Origin of the sequence: Aeromonas eucrenophila (genome assembly GCF_000819865.1) — a bacterium.
GTDB classification, from domain to species: Bacteria; Pseudomonadota; Gammaproteobacteria; order Enterobacterales; family Aeromonadaceae; genus Aeromonas; species Aeromonas eucrenophila.
Genome location: NZ_CDDF01000001.1, coordinates 147,544 through 163,344, shown reverse-complemented (window position 1 = coordinate 163,344; position 15,801 = coordinate 147,544). Strand labels below are relative to the sequence as shown.

The window sequence follows — 15,801 nt, the reverse complement described above, 5'->3', positions numbered from 1 at the left end:
GCGAAGTTGTGAGCCATTTCACTCTGCGGTGTCGTGGAATAGAGGGCGGCGAACATCCCTATTTTTATCGTTGCAAGACTAATAAGGTGGTGAGCGAGCCGAAACAACAGGGGCGCTCTCGTTGAAACGTCGTGAAAATAACGCGGCAGAAGGGATGCCTCCCCCTGCAGCATCTTTGCTCGTGTAGTACAGGGGCGGATCAGCCACCGGCGGCGCTGTTAGGCGCCCATCTGGTGAAGATCAGGCGCGCACCGCCCGGATCAGGATGTTACGCGGCGTCATGGGTTTGTCGCAAAACTCCCCCACTTCCACCGAATAGCCCCGCTCTTGCAGGAAGAGTGCGCGATCCAGCGCCAGCCAGATCTCCAGCGGACGGCGAAACAGGTGGCGTACCAGCTCCATGCGGGCGACGTCGCCGTAGCGCTGCTCACCTCGCGCCAGGAAGCTCGCATAATCGAGCCCTGCGGGCAGAGGGATGCCCTTGCGCTCGGCCGCCCAGCCACAGAATGCCTCGAAGCCGCCGGTCAGCAGGCTCTTTTGCATATTGGGCACCGGCAGGTATTCATCCACCCCGCGCACCTGGCGCTGCAGGCAGTCAAAGGCGAGGCGCCACACCACCTCTTGCTCCCGCAGGCGGGCGATGCGGGCGCCGCCGGTCACCGTCTCCTGCAGCGGCAGCTTGAGATCGCTCTTGCCAAGGCGCAGGGTGCTGGCAGCGGCGGCCTCTGACAGGGGCCGATACTGATCGCCGCGAATGAGGTGATAACAGCAGGGGGAGATGGTCACGCCGCTCGCCCCCTGCTCAGCCACCCGCTCCAGCAAATGGGTATGCAGCTCGCCGCAGGCATGCAGCGCCATGGCGTGGTGATCCCGGGCGATGAGCTGGCCCGACGCGGGGGCGAAGGCATCGGCCTCGATAAACTGCATGGGAGCGCCGTCCCGCGCCGCCAGCAGGCGCCCTTCTTCGCACAGCGCGCCTTGCAACTCCAGGCTGATGACCTCGGCGCCGCGCTGCAAGGAGACCAGCCGCCCCAGGTGCCCCTTGCCGGCGCACCACTCCAGATAGGGCCCGTCATGGGGTGGCAAGCAGCCGGTGAAGGCCTCTATCTGCGCCTGCTTGCGCCCCGGCATGTACATCGCCATCCCCTTGGTGCAGGCAATGGGTTCGGGCTGGAAGACATCCAGCTCGCTCAGGGCGTGCAGCGCTTGGCCTGCCGGGATCCAGGGGGCAAGCAGGGTGCAGAGCGCCCCCATGTCGGCATCGAGCGCCATGACTTCCCCGAGGCTCAGGCCGTTGAGGCGGGCCGCCAGTTCGGGAGCCTCATCGGCAAAGGCGAGGCCGAGGTGATGATAAGGCTGGTACTGCCACCAGCGCCGGGTGTCGGTCAGCAAGCGGTCCAGTTGTTGAAATCGATGGGCCAGCACGGCGGTCTTGTCCTGCATATCCAAAAGGAGGCTCATTCTAGCGATCCCTCATCAAAAAGCACCCATGGCGCCGCGTTCATGAAAACGGGCAAGCAACCCAGGGGGCAGGGGGTAGCCTGACAAAGCACATGGATTTGTGCTATATTCCGCCCCCTTGCTAGCACGGTGCGCCCCGGCGGGCCGTTTTCCCCTTATAAACGGAATCAAAACATGACCATCAATGCCATCCTGCAAGCGCGCGCGGGCGCCAAGTGTGAACTCTGTGGAGCAGAACACGTCCTGACTGCCTTCCCGGTGCCCCACTCCCCCGCCAGCGACGACGATCACAGCGTGGCGCTCTGTGCCACCTGTCGTGGTCAGCTGGAGCAGCCTGATACCCTGGTCGCCAACCACTGGCGCTGCCTGGGTGACAGCATGTGGAGCCAGGTCCCTGCGGTGCAGGTGATGGCGTGGCGCCAGCTTAAAAACCTGTCCGCCCGTGGCGAGCTCTGGGCCCAGGACATGCTGGACATGATGTACATGGAAGAAGAGACCAAGGCCTGGGCCGAGGCTGGCGCGGCCCGCGACGATGATGACAGCGTGCCGACCGTCGACTCCAACGGCGCCGTGCTGCAGGAAGGGGATTCGGTGACCCTGATCAAGGATCTGGACGTCAAGGGCGGCGGCTTCACCGCCAAGCGCGGCACCCTGGTCAAGGGCATCCGCCTGACCAACAACCCGCTGCACATCGAGGGCAAGGTCAACGGCGTGCAGATAGTGCTGGTCGCGGCCTACCTGAAAAAGGCCTGATCACCGTCGATTGATGCCAGAAGCGCCCCCAGGGGCGCTTCTTTTATATTGCTGGCCCTGGATCACAGGGCCGCCCTTCACCACCCGGCTCAGGCCTCGTTGACGCAAACCCGGTTGCGACCGCTCTGCTTTGCCCGATAGAGCGCCCGATCGGCCCGCTCCAGCAGCTCGGCGCAGGAAGGCCAGGGATCGCTTTCCCCTGCCCTTTCCCCCGTTTTCTCACCTCTCCTCTCGCCAAACGCGGCGCAGCTCAACCCGACGCTGATGGTGACCGGGATGGACCGTCCCCCCTGCTCAATTCGCATGGCGGCGACCCTGGCCCTCAGCCGCTCGGCTATCTTGACTCCCTCCGCCAGCCTGGTCTGCTCCAGCAGCAAGATGAACTCTTCCCCACCATAGCGCCCCAGCCTGTCGCTCTCCCTGAGCTCACTCGCCAGGGTCCGCACCAACTGTTGCAGCACATGATCCCCGGCGGGATGACCGTGATGGTCATTGACCTGCTTGAAGTGATCGAGATCCAGCATGATGAGGCAGAGCGGCTCGCCCTGGCGCTCTGCCGACTGCATCTGCTGGGTGAAGCGCTCCATGAGCGCCCCGCGAGTGAGGGCCCCGGTCAAGGCATCCCGGCAGGATTGCTCCTTGAGCCGGGCCAGCGCCTCTTCCAGCTGGACATTGAGTTCATGCACCTGCCGATAGAGCTGCGCCTTCTCGACGATGGAGGAGACCAGGTGCGCCAGGTAGACAAACACCTCCTGATGCAGCTTCTGATAGGTGTGTTTGCTGGCGCTGGAGAAGAACAGAAAACCTATGCCCTTGCCATCCACCTGCAACGGGCAGGTCAGGCTGGAGCGTACCCCCTCCCGCAGTACCAGCTGGGTGGATACGGACTGGGGATACTCCACAAGATAAGCTTCCAGATCGTTGATGATCCTGGGCTTTCCCGTCTCCAGCACCCGGGCAAGACTGCTCCCCGCCAGGTTGGCACGATAGCCATCCTTGAGGTGCGCTATCCGGTTGATGCGGCTCCGGGACCAGAGGGAACGCACCCTGGTGCCATCGTCGCAGAGCAGGGCGTAGCCGATGCGATCGTAGGGGATGAACTCGGCAAAGGTGTCGTAGATGAGGCTGAGGGTATCTTCGATGAAGACCCCCTTGTTCACCTCGGCCGATATCTCCTGCAATCGATGCAGCTCGCGAAAACGCCGATCCAGGCTATCCGCCAACTCGTTGAGATCCAGGATGAGAGGGGCGAGTCCCACACTCTCATCGAGCGGGGGATGCCTGACCTCGAAGCGACCCGCTTTCAGATCGCGGATCATCGCTTGCAGTTGGGGTAATGCGACAGACACAGACATGAGTACGGCGTTGACTCTTGAAAAATACCGCGTCAGTATATCCACAGTATTGATATGGGCGTCAATATTGATCGACGGGTAACCGCCTGCACTCCTCCCGTTGAACGCTGCCATCCGGCAGGATGTGCACAACATAGAGACGCCCCATTGCTCAGCTTTTGCTTGCTTTGTGGATAAATAACACTAGCTTGTAGAGACGCTGGCGGCAGGTTAGCCGGCCTGCAGATGGGGGATCATCAGCCTTGTATCCAAGGGAACGCCCTACTGCATTGGCCCACGAGCGCGGCAGAACGCGCCCGCCAGCACAGATTGCCGTTGTGTATTCAGCCACAGCAAGACGACAAGTCACCCTTGCCATCAGTCTGCAGTCGATGGAAAGACACACCAGGTGCAGCCCGCTGCCCTCTATTTAAGGAAGAACTCATATGGCCAAAGCATCCAAGAAAGACGTCAAGAAGAAGATCGAGTCCAGCAAGGCGAAGATTGCCAAGCATGAGAGCAAGATCAAGAAGCTGAAGAAAGCCCTGAAATAAGGGCCGGCATGATGACAAAAACCGCCTGAGGGCGGTTTTTTTATGCATCAGTTAATCGAATGCTCCCTCCCTTGGCTGCAGGCGCTTCGCCATGATCCGGCTTCGCAAGGGCATTGAGCCAGATACCAACGCCCCGCTGGACTCGCCCCCCGGCGCGCTGGCATCATGGTTTTTTCGCATGAAAACCCTCATCGCCAACCGGCTTTCCCATTGGAGTGTAAACATCATGGATCTGAACACATGGATGCTGTTCTTTCTGGCCTATCTGCTGGCCACCCTGACCCCGGGCCCCAATGTGCTGCTGGTCGTTAAAAATGGTCTGCAACACGGTTGGCGCGCCACCCTGCTCAGCATCGCGAGCAACCTGGCCTGTCAGGCGATCCTCATCTGTCTGGTTGCCATGGGGGTGGGCGCCTTGCTGCAGACACTGCCGCCCCTGTTTATCGCCCTCAAGCTGGCGGGGGGCGGTTACCTCATCTATCTCGGCTACAAGGCGCTGCGCGCCGCCAAGGGGGGCAATCAGGAGACGACTCCGGCGGGATCACGCGTCAGCACCAGGAGCAACCGCTCCTTCTTGCAAGAGGCCTTCCTGGTCTCGGCCAGCAATCCCAAGACCATCATCTTCCTCTGTGCCCTCCTGCCCCAGTTTCTCGATCACCAGAGTGCGCTGTCGCTCCAGTTCGTCACCATGTACCTCACCATCTGCGTCATCGTCAGCCTGGTGCACCTGAGCTATGTGGCCCTGGCCAGACGTGCCGGCAGCTACTTCCGGCCGGCGCGCAGCCAGCGCCTGTTTAGCCGCATCACCGGCGGGCTCTTCATCACACTCGGTGGCGCCATCCTGTTAAGTGGTCGGCCCTGAGCGAGGGCGCCCTACCGAGACGCTGACAAGATCGGCACAAAAAAGAACCGCCTGCAGGCGGTTCTTTTTTGGGTCATCACTCGGGCAGGTCACCCAGCGGCCACGACCGCCAGCGTCTGGCGGTCACCATCACCTCCTGCTCCAGCCAGGTCTTGCTCGCGACCAGCTGTGCCAAGGCCCTGGTCAGCATATCGTTTTCCTGGGCTGTCCCGAGGTGGCCTCGCCAGGGGATTTTCCCACGGCGGCTCTGTTGCCCATCCGACAGGCGCCGCAAGCCGCGAGCATAGTGGTGAACATACTCCATGAGATGCTCCGGCAACCAGAGTGCCAACGGGCGGGCCATGGCGTTGGCGAGCTCGGCGGCGATATCCAGCCCGCGTTGATCCAGATCGCCAAAATGAGCCCAGGGGGTAGCCGCCGGCAATAGCGGGATCACCTGCTTGGCGAGGGTGGTATTGCGGCCCGGCACATAGAGCAGCAACTCGTCAGGCTGCAACGGGTAATCCACGAAGGCGCCCTTGTTCTCCACCGTCACTATCTGCCGCCCTTGCCACTCGATGCCTCGCAGCCTGTCAAGGGCCCGCTCCGGCAAAGCCAGCTCCCCCAACATCTGAAACCCCTCATCGGCACAATAGCAGCGGCCATCCTGCCACAGCAGGGAGAGGGATGAACCACAGCGGATCCGCAGCACCTCATCCCCATACACCCGGATCCCCAGCTCGTCGGCCCGCGCTAGCTGGGCAGGGGATAGTTTGGCCTTGCAGTCCCGCGACCAGAGGCCGCTCAAGGTCGCCCCATTGATGTGATGGGGAAGATGCCCCGCCAGCGCCGCCAATACCCTCTCCCCCGACCAGGCTGGCTCATCACTGGCCTCCTTGAGTCTGGAGGTCAGAAACAGGCGGCCCCGCTCGGTCAACAGACGCGCGGCGCCACGCCCCACGGGCCGGATGCCATCGACCGCACTCAGCATGGCATGCAACTCCTGCCCGGCCCGGCTGGTGAGCGGGATCCCCTGCCCCTCCTCCAGTGCCAGCAAGCGCTCGCTCAATGCACGAATATCGGCACGTTCAAAAAATGCCATCGGCATCCCTCCTGGACGGCGTTATTAAGACATGGTGCTCCTTGCTGTTCACATCAGCCGTGCCTGACCTGAGACCCGGATCCCGCTGCCGGGCTCGTCCGGGATCTCGGCATGCAGGCGCGAGGGCATGCCCATGTCTTCCCCCTGCTGGATGTCGATGGCACCGCCATGGGGCCAGTGGATATCCCGCAGATAGCCCGCGAAAGCCGCGGTGGCGGCGCCGGTGGCCGGATCTTCATAGACGCCGCCATAGGCAAAGGGGTTGCGGCTATGAAAATGCCGCTCCCCCGCCGCATGCACCAGCAAGACGGTGACCCAGCCTTGCGCCTGCATCAGGGCGCGCCCCTGGGCCAGCTCGTAGTGCATGGCAGCGAGGGCCGCGCGGCTGTGCAAGGCCAGCACCAGGTGATCGGCGCCCCCATGAATAAGCGCGGGGGGAATGCGGGGATCCAGATCCGCCTGGGTGTAGCCAAACAGCGCGAGCGCGGCCGCTACCTGCTCGGGTGAAGCTGACTGGCTGCGGGTCGGCGGAGAGTGCAACGCTGCCTGCCATTGGCCAGCCCCATCCTGCCAACCGGAGACCCGGATCCTGGCCTGATTGAGCTGCAGTTCATACTCCCCCTCCCCGCTGTGCCGCGCCAAGGCGACACCGAGAGCTATGGTGGCGTGGCCACAGAAAGGTACCTCCGCCTCGGGGGAGAAGTAACGCACCCGCCACTCACGCCCTTCGGCTGAGTGCTGCGGGGCGGCGAACGCCGTCTCCGAGAATCCCACCTCGGCGGCGATGCGCTGCATCTCGTCCGCCTCAGGCAGGCTGGCCCCCAGCCAAACCCCGGCGGGGTTGCCCCCTTGCAGGCCGTCGGCAAAGGCGGCGATCCGCACCAATTCAGCTACCCGTTCCGTCATCACGACTCCTTGTCATTCGCTGTCGAAAAATCCGTTCATGCCCGTCCACCTTTGTCGGGGATGGCACTCTGTACTTATCCTGCTCCCCCCTTTATGCCAGCGGGGAGGCTCGCCCGGCTCATAGCCTAAATTAAGTGGCCCCCCAGTGTCGAACGAGCGCCGCAGATCCAGCCGCCGGCGGCTAGAGTTGGGGAAATGTGTCTGTATATGAGCCTGTTGTGGAGTGCCATATGTATTCATACACGCTGGATTTCAAGGATCAGGCCGATCAGCTGGCCGCCCCCGAACACGAGATCGTGCTCAACTGCCCCGCCAATGCCGGCGACATCATCATCTTGTCCGATCAGAGCCGCCATCAGGTGATGTTCGTGAGTCACAGCACGCACCACAGCAGCCTCTACCTCAATACCGGGATGAGGCGGACCCAGAGCTAGGTCCCGTTACCGCCTGCGAAGCTGGCCAGACGAGGGCTAATTGCGGGTCGCTCCTATCCCACGATCATGGGAGCTGGCAGAATAGCCATGTAGAAGCAGTGATATTCGCTAAAAAGAAGCGACCGCACAAGCTAACAACACCGATAAAAACACTAAATGCAGCGCAAGATATCGCCAATTTACCTATAGCCAGAAAATACCGCTGATTTACCACCGAGTTTCCAGCGACAAGCTGACCAGCAGGTCGTTATCCCAGCCCACCACGGGTGGCAGATTGGGCTCGTTATAGGGCGCGAGATTGTAGTGGTAGACATCGGCGCCAAGCACCAGTTGGGTATGCTTGGCCGGATCCCATCCCAACCAATGATCGATGTTCCCTCTCAGCTCCGCCCTGTATTGGCTCTCCAGGGTCTGATGACCATCCCACCAGCGCCGGGCCAGGCCGGAGAGGGCCCAGTCATTCCCCAGCTTGAGTGCGGCCTTGTTGGTGAGCGCATAAGCCAGAGTGGTATTGCGCAAACCCTCCCGATCGTAACCGCGCTCCCTGGGGGCATCATCATCTATCTCCAGGAAGAACCAACCTGGCCCCGCCTCCAGTGAGTATTGAAATATGTCGCCGTCGTAGCCCGCGGTCATGGCCGCCAGGGCGGTCATCTGCCGCTCCACCGAGCTGACCGTGTTCATTCGGGTGTTGAGATCCGTCGTCCAACCGAGGCGCAGCCGATCATCGCGCCAGACGTCGCCATCCGCACCGGCATGAAGCTGCCACCAGATGGGCACGTGATCCGGGTCCAGGTGGTCCTTGTCATTGTCCACGAAGAGATCGACCGAGCCGAACAGGTGCAGATCGCTCTGGGTTCGCTCATCCACCGACAGGCTAGCGTTGAGCCCATAGGTGTGAGAGTCCACATCCGGCACATTGAAATCATGCACACCGACCGCGTAGCGCCAGTCGGCCGCCTCGCCGATAACCGGGATCACGGCGATCACCACCCCTGTGATCAGCGCTTTGAGTCTCATCAGATATCCGTCCTTACCGCCAGTTCGAGAGAAGATCTTGCGACGGCGGGCCAATGCCGCCGTCAGGCGGGGTACCCTACCTGAAGCAGGATGCGCTTCGCTACTTCTTCTTCGGATAATCGAGCGAGGTGCTCACCGGCTTGACCCCGGCGATGGCCGACCAGGGCGCGCCATCGAAGGTGAATTGTGCCACGGCGCAGGTCGGCATTCGGGTTATCTCGCGAGAAAATCGATGCGCCAGCTCGGTGAACTCGGGGTTGTGGCCGACGATCATCACGCGCTTCAAATCGCCACCGAGTTCGGCGATCACCCCCAGCAGGGTCTTGGTATCGCAGGCATAGAGCCTGTCGTCGACGAGGATATCCCCGGCCTGATAGTCGAGGGCCGCGGCGATGAGCCTCGCCGTCGACAGGGCCCGGCGCGCGGGGCTCGACAGGATCAGATCCGGCTTCACCCCATCCCGCGCCAGACGCTCGCCCATCATTGGGGCATCACGCTTGCCACGTTCGGCCAGGGGGCGCTCCCTGTCCGGCAGGGCCACCTCATCCCAACTGGACTTGGCATGACGAACCAGCAATAGCGTTCTCTTCATGGGCCCTCCCGCGGCAACCATCTATCGGCATCTGGCCCTCCATCTGCCGATGATATGGCTCATCCCCTATCCTGTTATGCCAGAGAATAGCGGACAGCCGGCTGCGAGCCTCAAGCAAAAGCTGCTGGCGGAAGAGCATCCAGCTTGCCCCTATCAATGGCTGTGGCGTGGGTGCACGGCGCCGGGATCCGATGGCAGCACCTGCGGCGCTCGGCAATAAAAAGCGGGAGGCCCAGCCTCCCGTTTTCTCCATCCTGATCTGGCCGAGCCCATCCGGAGACAGCTCGCCACCGGCAAGGCCACTCAGAGCCGCCGCCATCCGGGCTATTGGCTCACCTCCTCCATCATGATCAGCCGCAGGGGCTCTGCGAGCAGCTCATCGGCCTGCCGGGCGAAGGCCTGAAAATAGTCGGTGGCACAGTGAGCATCCAGGGCGGCCTGATTGACGAAGGCCTCCCGCATATAAAAAGTCCCGGGGTCGTCGCGCAGCTCGAACAGCACGTAATCGAGATTGCCCGGCTCAAGGCGCGTGGGCGCGATCAGCTTGAGCAGCTCGCGCCGCAGCGCCTCCCGCATGCCCGCCTTGGCCTTGAGTACCGCTATCGACACCAGCTTGTCCGCTTCCATTTTCATCATCACACTCCGCTATCAAGGGTTCAGGGGCACGGATGCCCTTCTCGGGTCGGCTTGCGCCGGCTAAGGGCACCTTTCCACACGAGAGGCAGTGTAAGAGCGGACTATTGGTGCGTATAGACGGACAATATGGACAGACTGTTCACTCTATTGAACAGAACCCGGAGATAACACGAAGATAGGTCTCAAGACAGTGAGCGCAGCCAGATCTCCCGAAAGGAAGCTTGCGACCGAGCCATCGACGCTGCCGCACCAGAGCCAGCCGTTGATCACGCGTGTGCTGCTCCACTGATCAACGACTCGCAGATTCAACGCCCTGGTCTGCCACCTTCACGGGCACAAGCCGCGCTATTGATCATCTGGGCTCGCCCCCAGCCACGGCGGCCACCTGATGTCGCCATGTCATCCCTAATAGGGCGAGCCGTCTTTATGCAGGGCTGACCAGGCGCCATCGGCACCTTGTACCAGCGCCAGATCATCGTCGGGGTATTCGACCGTATCGCCGGGCAGTCTGTCGCCGACCTCAAGGTAGGTGACGTCTGCGGAGGATCGGTTCAGCAACTGGTGAGCCAGGCCACTGCTGGCCTTGAAGCCGATGCAATCCCCCGGCGACATGAGGAACTCCTCATCACCATGGACCAGCGTCGGGGTCCCCGAGAGGACGTAGATGAACTCATCCTGCCTGGAGTGATGATGCTTGAGAGCCGAGATGGCTCCAGGCGCCAGGGTCGTGAAGTTGACGCCAAAATTGGTGAGACTGAAGTGCTCCCCCAATCTGCGTCTGGTGCGGTGCCTGACGAGGGAGGCGAAAGGTTCTGGATAGAGGGACTTGGCCCCCTGTACCGGGATCCAGGTTAGGTGAACGGGCCTGTGATCAGCCATCTCGATTTCTCCGTCTCTGTGCGCTGGCAAGGGTCGACAAGCCGAGTCACAGACTCGGCCATCGCTCACCCCACAGTTAGAGTCCGGCATCGGCTCCTGTCAATGCGAAGTGTCCTGACATGAGACCTGGCGCCGGCGTTTCTGCCAGCGCCGCAACAGGCAGCACAAGTTGCCACTGCAGTCCTACATGACCTCGAGCTTGACCTTGATAAGGCCGGATCTGAGGTTGCCTATGCTGCTGAACGCCGCCTTGGAGAGATCGATGACCCGTCCCCTGGCGAAGTTGCCCCTGTCGTTGACTCGCACCAGCACGCTCTTGCCATTGGTCACGTTGGTCACCCTCACCATGGAGCCGAAGGGCAGCGTCATGTGGGCCGCCGTGTTGGCGTTGTTCTTGTAGGGCTCGCCGCTCGCGGTCTTCTTGTTGTGATAGCGATCGGCATAATAAGAGGCCAGCCCGGTCTGGGTATAACCCCGCCAACTGCCGCTCTTGCTGGCGTCCGGCTGGCTGCTGCAGGCCGCCAGCAGCAGGCTGAGGGGTAACAGCAGCCCCTTTTGCACCATGGTCTTCATCATTTGATCACCTTGTTTTATCATCTTGACATCACCTAAGCCCACGGCCCGACCATTCCGGCCCACTATGAGTCACAACGTGGCATCCCTGTACCGGCCTCTAACAATGGGGAGGTTAAAGGAGTCGGGTGCAATAAGCACAGCGCATTGCACCTCACCTAACGGCCTTAATTCCGGCACCGCGTTCGATGACGCTTCATTAATGGAACCGACCGAGCGGATCTTGCCCTTACACATAGCGCGATAGCCCATTATATCGGCCACCCAGCCGGGCGGAAGACAAGAGCTCCACGGCCCCATGAGCACCCTGTTCAATGGTTGAGAAATATGATTATTTTTCAACCTTATCGTTGACGTTTTTTCAATCACCAGGGGTGATAGCTTTCATATCAATAGCCCTTTTGAGACCATTCTCACACTTTCCCCTTCTTTTACTGACTCACCCTGTCAGTCAATTCCATTATAATAAGAACAGTATTATTAAGGGCAGGAATTGCCTACTTAATTGCAACATTTAAAACAAATATCAAACAAACGTTAAATGGTATTCCCCTGCAATCTTGGAGTGTTGCTGGTGCTATGGCCACGGTCATATTTCATCGCATTCCATAAAGGATGATGATGGAACAACAAGGTAAAAAACATGACCTGTTGGTCGAGCGTCTCAATGAGATTTTTTCTGCGATCTATCAGGGCAGTGAAATCAGTAAAAGCTGGCTATGTGATCATTTTCGGATCACCGAACGGACGGCATACCGGGATCTGGCACGGCTGACCCATATTCTGGATGAAGTCTCTCCCGGAAAATATCGGCTCTCCAAAGCACTGACGCCGCAGCTCAATGTCCATGATTTGGCTAACTTTGCATCGTTTACCGATGTCGCTCATTTATTCCCCAATTCAAACGGGCATAAACTGCGTGACTTTATGGAGAATGGACACCATATCGCTATTCGAGGGCACAGCAGTCGCGATAACAGTATTCTATCGACCAATTTGCAGCAACTGCGCGAAGCCATCACCCAGCAGGCCCAAATCAGTTACATCTATAAAGGGAAACCACGCAAGGCGGCTCCCTATAAACTGACCAATCAAAGCGGTCTCTGGTACATGGCCGCCGTCGAGCAAGATCAATTAAAGTCCTTTGAAGTCGGCCAGATTGAATCGCTTAACGTAAGCGATATGCCATTTTATCCCGAACCCTCTGTATTAGAGCAATTAGCAAGCAACAGCGGGATCTCCTTTGGTAAAAAGACACTGGTAACATTGCATGTCTCACCAACGGTTGCACCTTATATTTCTCGCAGAGATACCTTTCCAGAGCAAAAAATACTCAGTGAAGCAGCCGATGGCAGCCTGATCATCACCACGGCCATGATAGAAAAAGATCAGCTCTTTCGTTGGCTGCTATATTGGCTGCCAGAAATACATATTATTTCCCCCGCATCAGTATCGAATGCTTTTGAACAGCAGCTACATGATGCTTGTAAAGATTATAAAAACTTCGCTTCAATCAATCCAATGAAAACCAAAAACACAGGGAGCTAGTATTATGCCATTACCATTTATCTTAGGTGCAGCCGCAATCGCAGCGGCAGGATTTGGTGCTAAGAAAGGTTATGACGGTTATCAGGATAAATCATTAGCGAATGATATCCTTGAAGGGGCTCGTTCAAAATACGAAAAAGCAAAAGATTCATTCGACACAGTAAATGAACAAACAACAACGGATCTTGAGCTGCTTGGTTCCCTGCAATTAAAAATAGGTTCTGACTTTAAAGAATTTCGCAAACTATCAAATGATATTCTTGCCAAAATAAATGCCGCTAATAATAAAGATATCGCGTTTACACTACCCAAGCATAAATTGGTGAAAATAGATGAGCTAGCCCTGTCAACAACCGCCTATCTTGGCAAAATTGCAGGTGCTGGCGTTGGCGGTGCCGCTGCCGCATATGCCGTATATGGTGGGGTCATGGCATTGGCAGCCGCCTCTACCGGCACCCCTATTGCAGCTCTCTCAGGTGTCGCTGCTTATAATGCTGCCATGGCAGCAATTGGTGGCGGCTCACTGGCGGCTGGTGGTTTTGGCATGGCTGGTGGAGCTATGGTATTAGGCTCTGTGGTCGCCGCCCCCATCATCGCCATTGCTGGTTGGGCTTATGCCTCTCATGCAGAAGAGGCGTTAAAGGATGCGCGATCTACTCGCGATGAAGCAAATTCTGCTGTTGATAAACTTGAACGAGCTAAAGTTCAGCTTGAAAAAACATCTCTTTATGTCAATAAAATTCATCACCATACCAATCATCTTTATCAATTATTTGTTCCCTATTTCGACATGCTTAAATACATTAATAACCAAATTATAACTAGAGGCAGCATCGCCGCTGATGAGCTAAAAGAAGATGCTATCCGAACCATTGAAAATGGTATGCAATTGGCTTCTATCTTAACCGACATTATTACCACTCCGCTGTTCAAACCGAAAATGGATAGCCAAGGTAAGGTTATCATAAACGATGATAATATCCCTCAGTTTGATACTAATGAAAATGGTATGCAAGTATTGAATGAAGCTGAAATAAATTCAGTATTGGACTCTGCAAAATAATAATCAATCGTAGTGGTGCGATTTCAGTGCCACTACGATTATTCCATAGGTAATGCTATGAATCACGTACAAAGTATCGATTTCGATTTCACTTCTGAATTGCACAATCAAGTTATAAAAAATTTAGTCACCTCGTTTGGCTTGGATTTTTTACTGCTGGAAGATAAGAAAGGTGGTGATGTAGATACGATCCATAATGTCAGGAAATGGCAGAGTGGAGATACTGAAACTCATATCTCTGATGAGTTTAAATATTCATATGAGAACAGAGATGAATACCGACCAATAAAAAAAGATGAACATGGCAATACCATTTTTGATATAAATGGAAAGGCCAAAAGAGAGGACATTTATCGCTCAGATAATAATTATAAATCCCGTGGCGCACGGGATAAACACTTGCATAAAGATGGCCAGCTCTATGATAAATATAGAGATGACACTATGCGGCAACATGAAAATCGCCAACTGGATCATGTCATTTCTGCCCATGAGGTGCATCATGACGCAGGGCGACATCTGGCAGGAGCCGATGGCATCGTCCTAGCCAATCAAGACTCCAATCTGATTTCAACGTATTACTACATCAATAATATCAAACGGGAACACTCGGTCGAAAAATTTGTCAATGATATTGTCCCGCAAAAAATAACATCAACCAAAGACCACATTGATAACATAAAAACACGGTTAGATAGAACGCCTGCTGACAGCCCAGAGAATCGTCATAAGAGACGAGAATTAGAGGTGGAGATTAACAGTGCCCAGCAAAAAATTGCCACACTGGAGAGCATAGACAAAGAAAAAATGCTGGCTGCCGATAAGGTAACCCGGCAAAATTACGACCACCAAATAAACGTGAAATATTATACGAGCAGTAAATTCCTTACGAATACCGCACTTGCATCGCTAAACAGTGGCGTACGCATGGGGATGCGAGAGGCACTTGGTATTGTTTTGGCCGAAGTATGGTTCGAGCTAAAAGAACAATTTCCTGTCATTTTCCATAAGAACAAGCAAAATTTCACGTTAAGAGAATTTACGGCTGATATTAACCATGTACTGAAAAATATCTGGCAGCGAGTAACCGAGAGATTTAAAGATTTGCTGATTTCCTTTAAAGGTAGTGCCGTGGGCGGCATCCTTTCCAGCATCACCAACACACTGTTGAATATTTTTACCACCACAGGGAAAACCCTCGGTAAATTTATTCGTGAAATGTGGGGCACCATGGTAAGCGTCGCCAAACTGGTGTTTTTTAATCCACAAAAACTTGAGCTTGGCGATCTAACCAGAGAAGTACTTCGCTTAATTTCCATGGGTGTCTCACTGTCGCTTGGGGTCGTATTAAATCAATATCTGACCACAGTGATGACATTCCCATTTGGTACAGAAATTGCTGCGTTCCTCAGCGCGCTGGCCACGGGGATAATGACTGTCGGCATGACCTATTTCCTCGACCATAGTGAAATAATGCAAAAAATCTGGCATTTTTTGAATCAATTCAAGAGCCACTACAAACAAACCCTGGAGCAATTTCAGGCAATCAATGCCAAATTGGACACGTACCTCGCCGAGTTGGCAAAAGTAGAGTTCAATATGAATGTGGACGAGTTGCAGGCGTTCACCGATAGACTCTCTGTTACCAATGGCGAATATGAGCGAGGTCTCGTGCTTCATGCAGAGATGATAAAACGAAACATTGATTTGCCATTTGAGCCTGGAAATTCAGAAAGTACCCGTAGTTGGTTAAAAACCTTATGCTAAAACCGCTGACACCCTTCCCGTGTGATCAATGTGGTCTGTGTTGTCGCAACGTTGGAATGAGTGAAATAACCGCCTATCTGGATAAAGGGGATGGGGTATGTCGTCATTTTGACGATACTACCAATCTTTGCTCCATTTATGATGACAGGCCATTGATATGTAGAGTGGAGGATTATTACAACGTAAATCTATCTCATGAAATAACGTGGGAAAAATTTTCCAAAATTAATGAAAACATCTGCAAACAGTTACAGAAAAACGACATTGAAGATTTAACATTCACCATTAATTTAAATTTTTCATAAAAATGGGAGGCCCAAGCCTCCCGTTTGTGTGTT

16 protein-coding genes are annotated in these 15,801 nt (G+C 56.3%); 7 read left to right on the top strand and 9 right to left on the bottom strand.

Going from position 1 to position 15,801, the window contains the following annotated elements; genetic code table 11:
* Positions 1-240: 240 nt before the first annotated feature.
* Complete coding sequence (locus BN1124_RS00640) at positions 241-1,461, bottom strand: methyltransferase (protein ID WP_042638154.1); 1,221 nt, start codon at positions 1,459-1,461, stop codon at positions 241-243.
* A 174-nt stretch (positions 1,462-1,635) separates the two neighbouring features.
* Between BN1124_RS00640 and BN1124_RS00635 the strand changes: the two genes are divergently transcribed.
* Positions 1,636-2,214: a PhnA domain-containing protein gene (locus BN1124_RS00635; RefSeq protein WP_042638152.1), complete on the top strand. Its 579-nt coding sequence runs from the start codon at positions 1,636-1,638 to the stop codon at positions 2,212-2,214.
* Positions 2,215-2,303: 89 nt separating this feature from the next.
* On the opposite strand, the gene BN1124_RS20440 is transcribed toward BN1124_RS00635, so the two are convergent.
* Entirely contained in the window at positions 2,304-3,569 is a 1,266-nt protein-coding gene (locus BN1124_RS20440; RefSeq protein WP_197066147.1) for a sensor domain-containing diguanylate cyclase, read from the bottom strand.
* Between the two features lie 759 nt (positions 3,570-4,328).
* Here BN1124_RS20440 and BN1124_RS00625 point away from each other — a divergent pair.
* A complete protein-coding gene (locus BN1124_RS00625) occupies positions 4,329-4,964 on the top strand; it encodes a LysE family translocator (protein ID WP_042638150.1) in 636 nt (211 codons plus the stop codon).
* A 76-nt stretch (positions 4,965-5,040) separates the two neighbouring features.
* Here BN1124_RS00625 and BN1124_RS00620 read toward each other — a convergent pair whose 3' ends face one another.
* Both BN1124_RS00620 and BN1124_RS00615 read right to left on the bottom strand, forming a co-directional pair.
* Entirely contained in the window at positions 5,041-6,045 is a 1,005-nt protein-coding gene (locus BN1124_RS00620) for a Wadjet anti-phage system protein JetD domain-containing protein (RefSeq protein WP_042638148.1), read from the bottom strand.
* Positions 6,046-6,093: 48 nt separating this feature from the next.
* The gene (locus BN1124_RS00615; protein ID WP_042638146.1) at positions 6,094-6,951 is read right to left on the bottom strand and encodes a PhzF family phenazine biosynthesis protein; all 858 of its coding nucleotides are present in this window, start codon (positions 6,949-6,951) and stop codon (positions 6,094-6,096) included.
* A gap of 230 nt (positions 6,952-7,181) precedes the next feature.
* Between BN1124_RS00615 and BN1124_RS00610 the strand changes: the two genes are divergently transcribed.
* Positions 7,182-7,385, top strand: a complete 204-nt coding sequence (locus BN1124_RS00610; protein WP_042638144.1) for a hypothetical protein — start codon at positions 7,182-7,184, stop codon at positions 7,383-7,385.
* A gap of 207 nt (positions 7,386-7,592) precedes the next feature.
* On the opposite strand, the gene BN1124_RS00605 is transcribed toward BN1124_RS00610, so the two are convergent.
* The 5 genes from BN1124_RS00605 to BN1124_RS00585 all read right to left on the bottom strand — a co-directional run bounded on the left by BN1124_RS00605 (position 7,593) and on the right by BN1124_RS00585 (position 11,085).
* Positions 7,593-8,405: a hypothetical protein gene (locus tag BN1124_RS00605; RefSeq protein WP_048822915.1), complete on the bottom strand. Its 813-nt coding sequence runs from the start codon at positions 8,403-8,405 to the stop codon at positions 7,593-7,595.
* 100 nt (positions 8,406-8,505) lie between these two features.
* The gene (locus BN1124_RS00600) at positions 8,506-8,997 is read right to left on the bottom strand and encodes a SixA phosphatase family protein (protein ID WP_042638141.1); all 492 of its coding nucleotides are present in this window, start codon (positions 8,995-8,997) and stop codon (positions 8,506-8,508) included.
* A gap of 324 nt (positions 8,998-9,321) precedes the next feature.
* On the bottom strand, positions 9,322-9,630 hold the full coding sequence (locus BN1124_RS00595; RefSeq protein WP_042638927.1) for a putative quinol monooxygenase: 309 nt from the start codon (positions 9,628-9,630) through the stop codon (positions 9,322-9,324).
* A 408-nt stretch (positions 9,631-10,038) separates the two neighbouring features.
* A complete protein-coding gene (locus tag BN1124_RS00590) occupies positions 10,039-10,512 on the bottom strand; it encodes a cupin domain-containing protein (protein ID WP_042638139.1) in 474 nt (157 codons plus the stop codon).
* A gap of 183 nt (positions 10,513-10,695) precedes the next feature.
* Complete coding sequence (locus BN1124_RS00585; protein ID WP_378052199.1) at positions 10,696-11,085, bottom strand: septal ring lytic transglycosylase RlpA family protein; 390 nt, start codon at positions 11,083-11,085, stop codon at positions 10,696-10,698.
* A 621-nt stretch (positions 11,086-11,706) separates the two neighbouring features.
* Between BN1124_RS00585 and BN1124_RS00580 the strand changes: the two genes are divergently transcribed.
* The 4 genes from BN1124_RS00580 to BN1124_RS21810 are packed head-to-tail and all read left to right on the top strand — an operon-like array spanning position 11,707 to position 15,768.
* Complete coding sequence (locus tag BN1124_RS00580) at positions 11,707-12,633, top strand: helix-turn-helix transcriptional regulator (protein ID WP_197066146.1); 927 nt, start codon at positions 11,707-11,709, stop codon at positions 12,631-12,633.
* Between the two features lie 4 nt (positions 12,634-12,637).
* Positions 12,638-13,696, top strand: a complete 1,059-nt coding sequence (locus BN1124_RS00575) for a hypothetical protein (protein ID WP_042638135.1) — start codon at positions 12,638-12,640, stop codon at positions 13,694-13,696.
* 57 nt (positions 13,697-13,753) lie between these two features.
* The gene (locus BN1124_RS00570) at positions 13,754-15,463 is read left to right on the top strand and encodes a hypothetical protein (protein WP_042638133.1); all 1,710 of its coding nucleotides are present in this window, start codon (positions 13,754-13,756) and stop codon (positions 15,461-15,463) included.
* Positions 15,457-15,768: a YkgJ family cysteine cluster protein gene (locus tag BN1124_RS21810; RefSeq protein WP_082041383.1), complete on the top strand. Its 312-nt coding sequence runs from the start codon at positions 15,457-15,459 to the stop codon at positions 15,766-15,768. Before BN1124_RS00570 ends, BN1124_RS21810 begins: the two co-directional genes overlap by 7 nt.
* Positions 15,769-15,801: the final 33 nt, after the last annotated feature.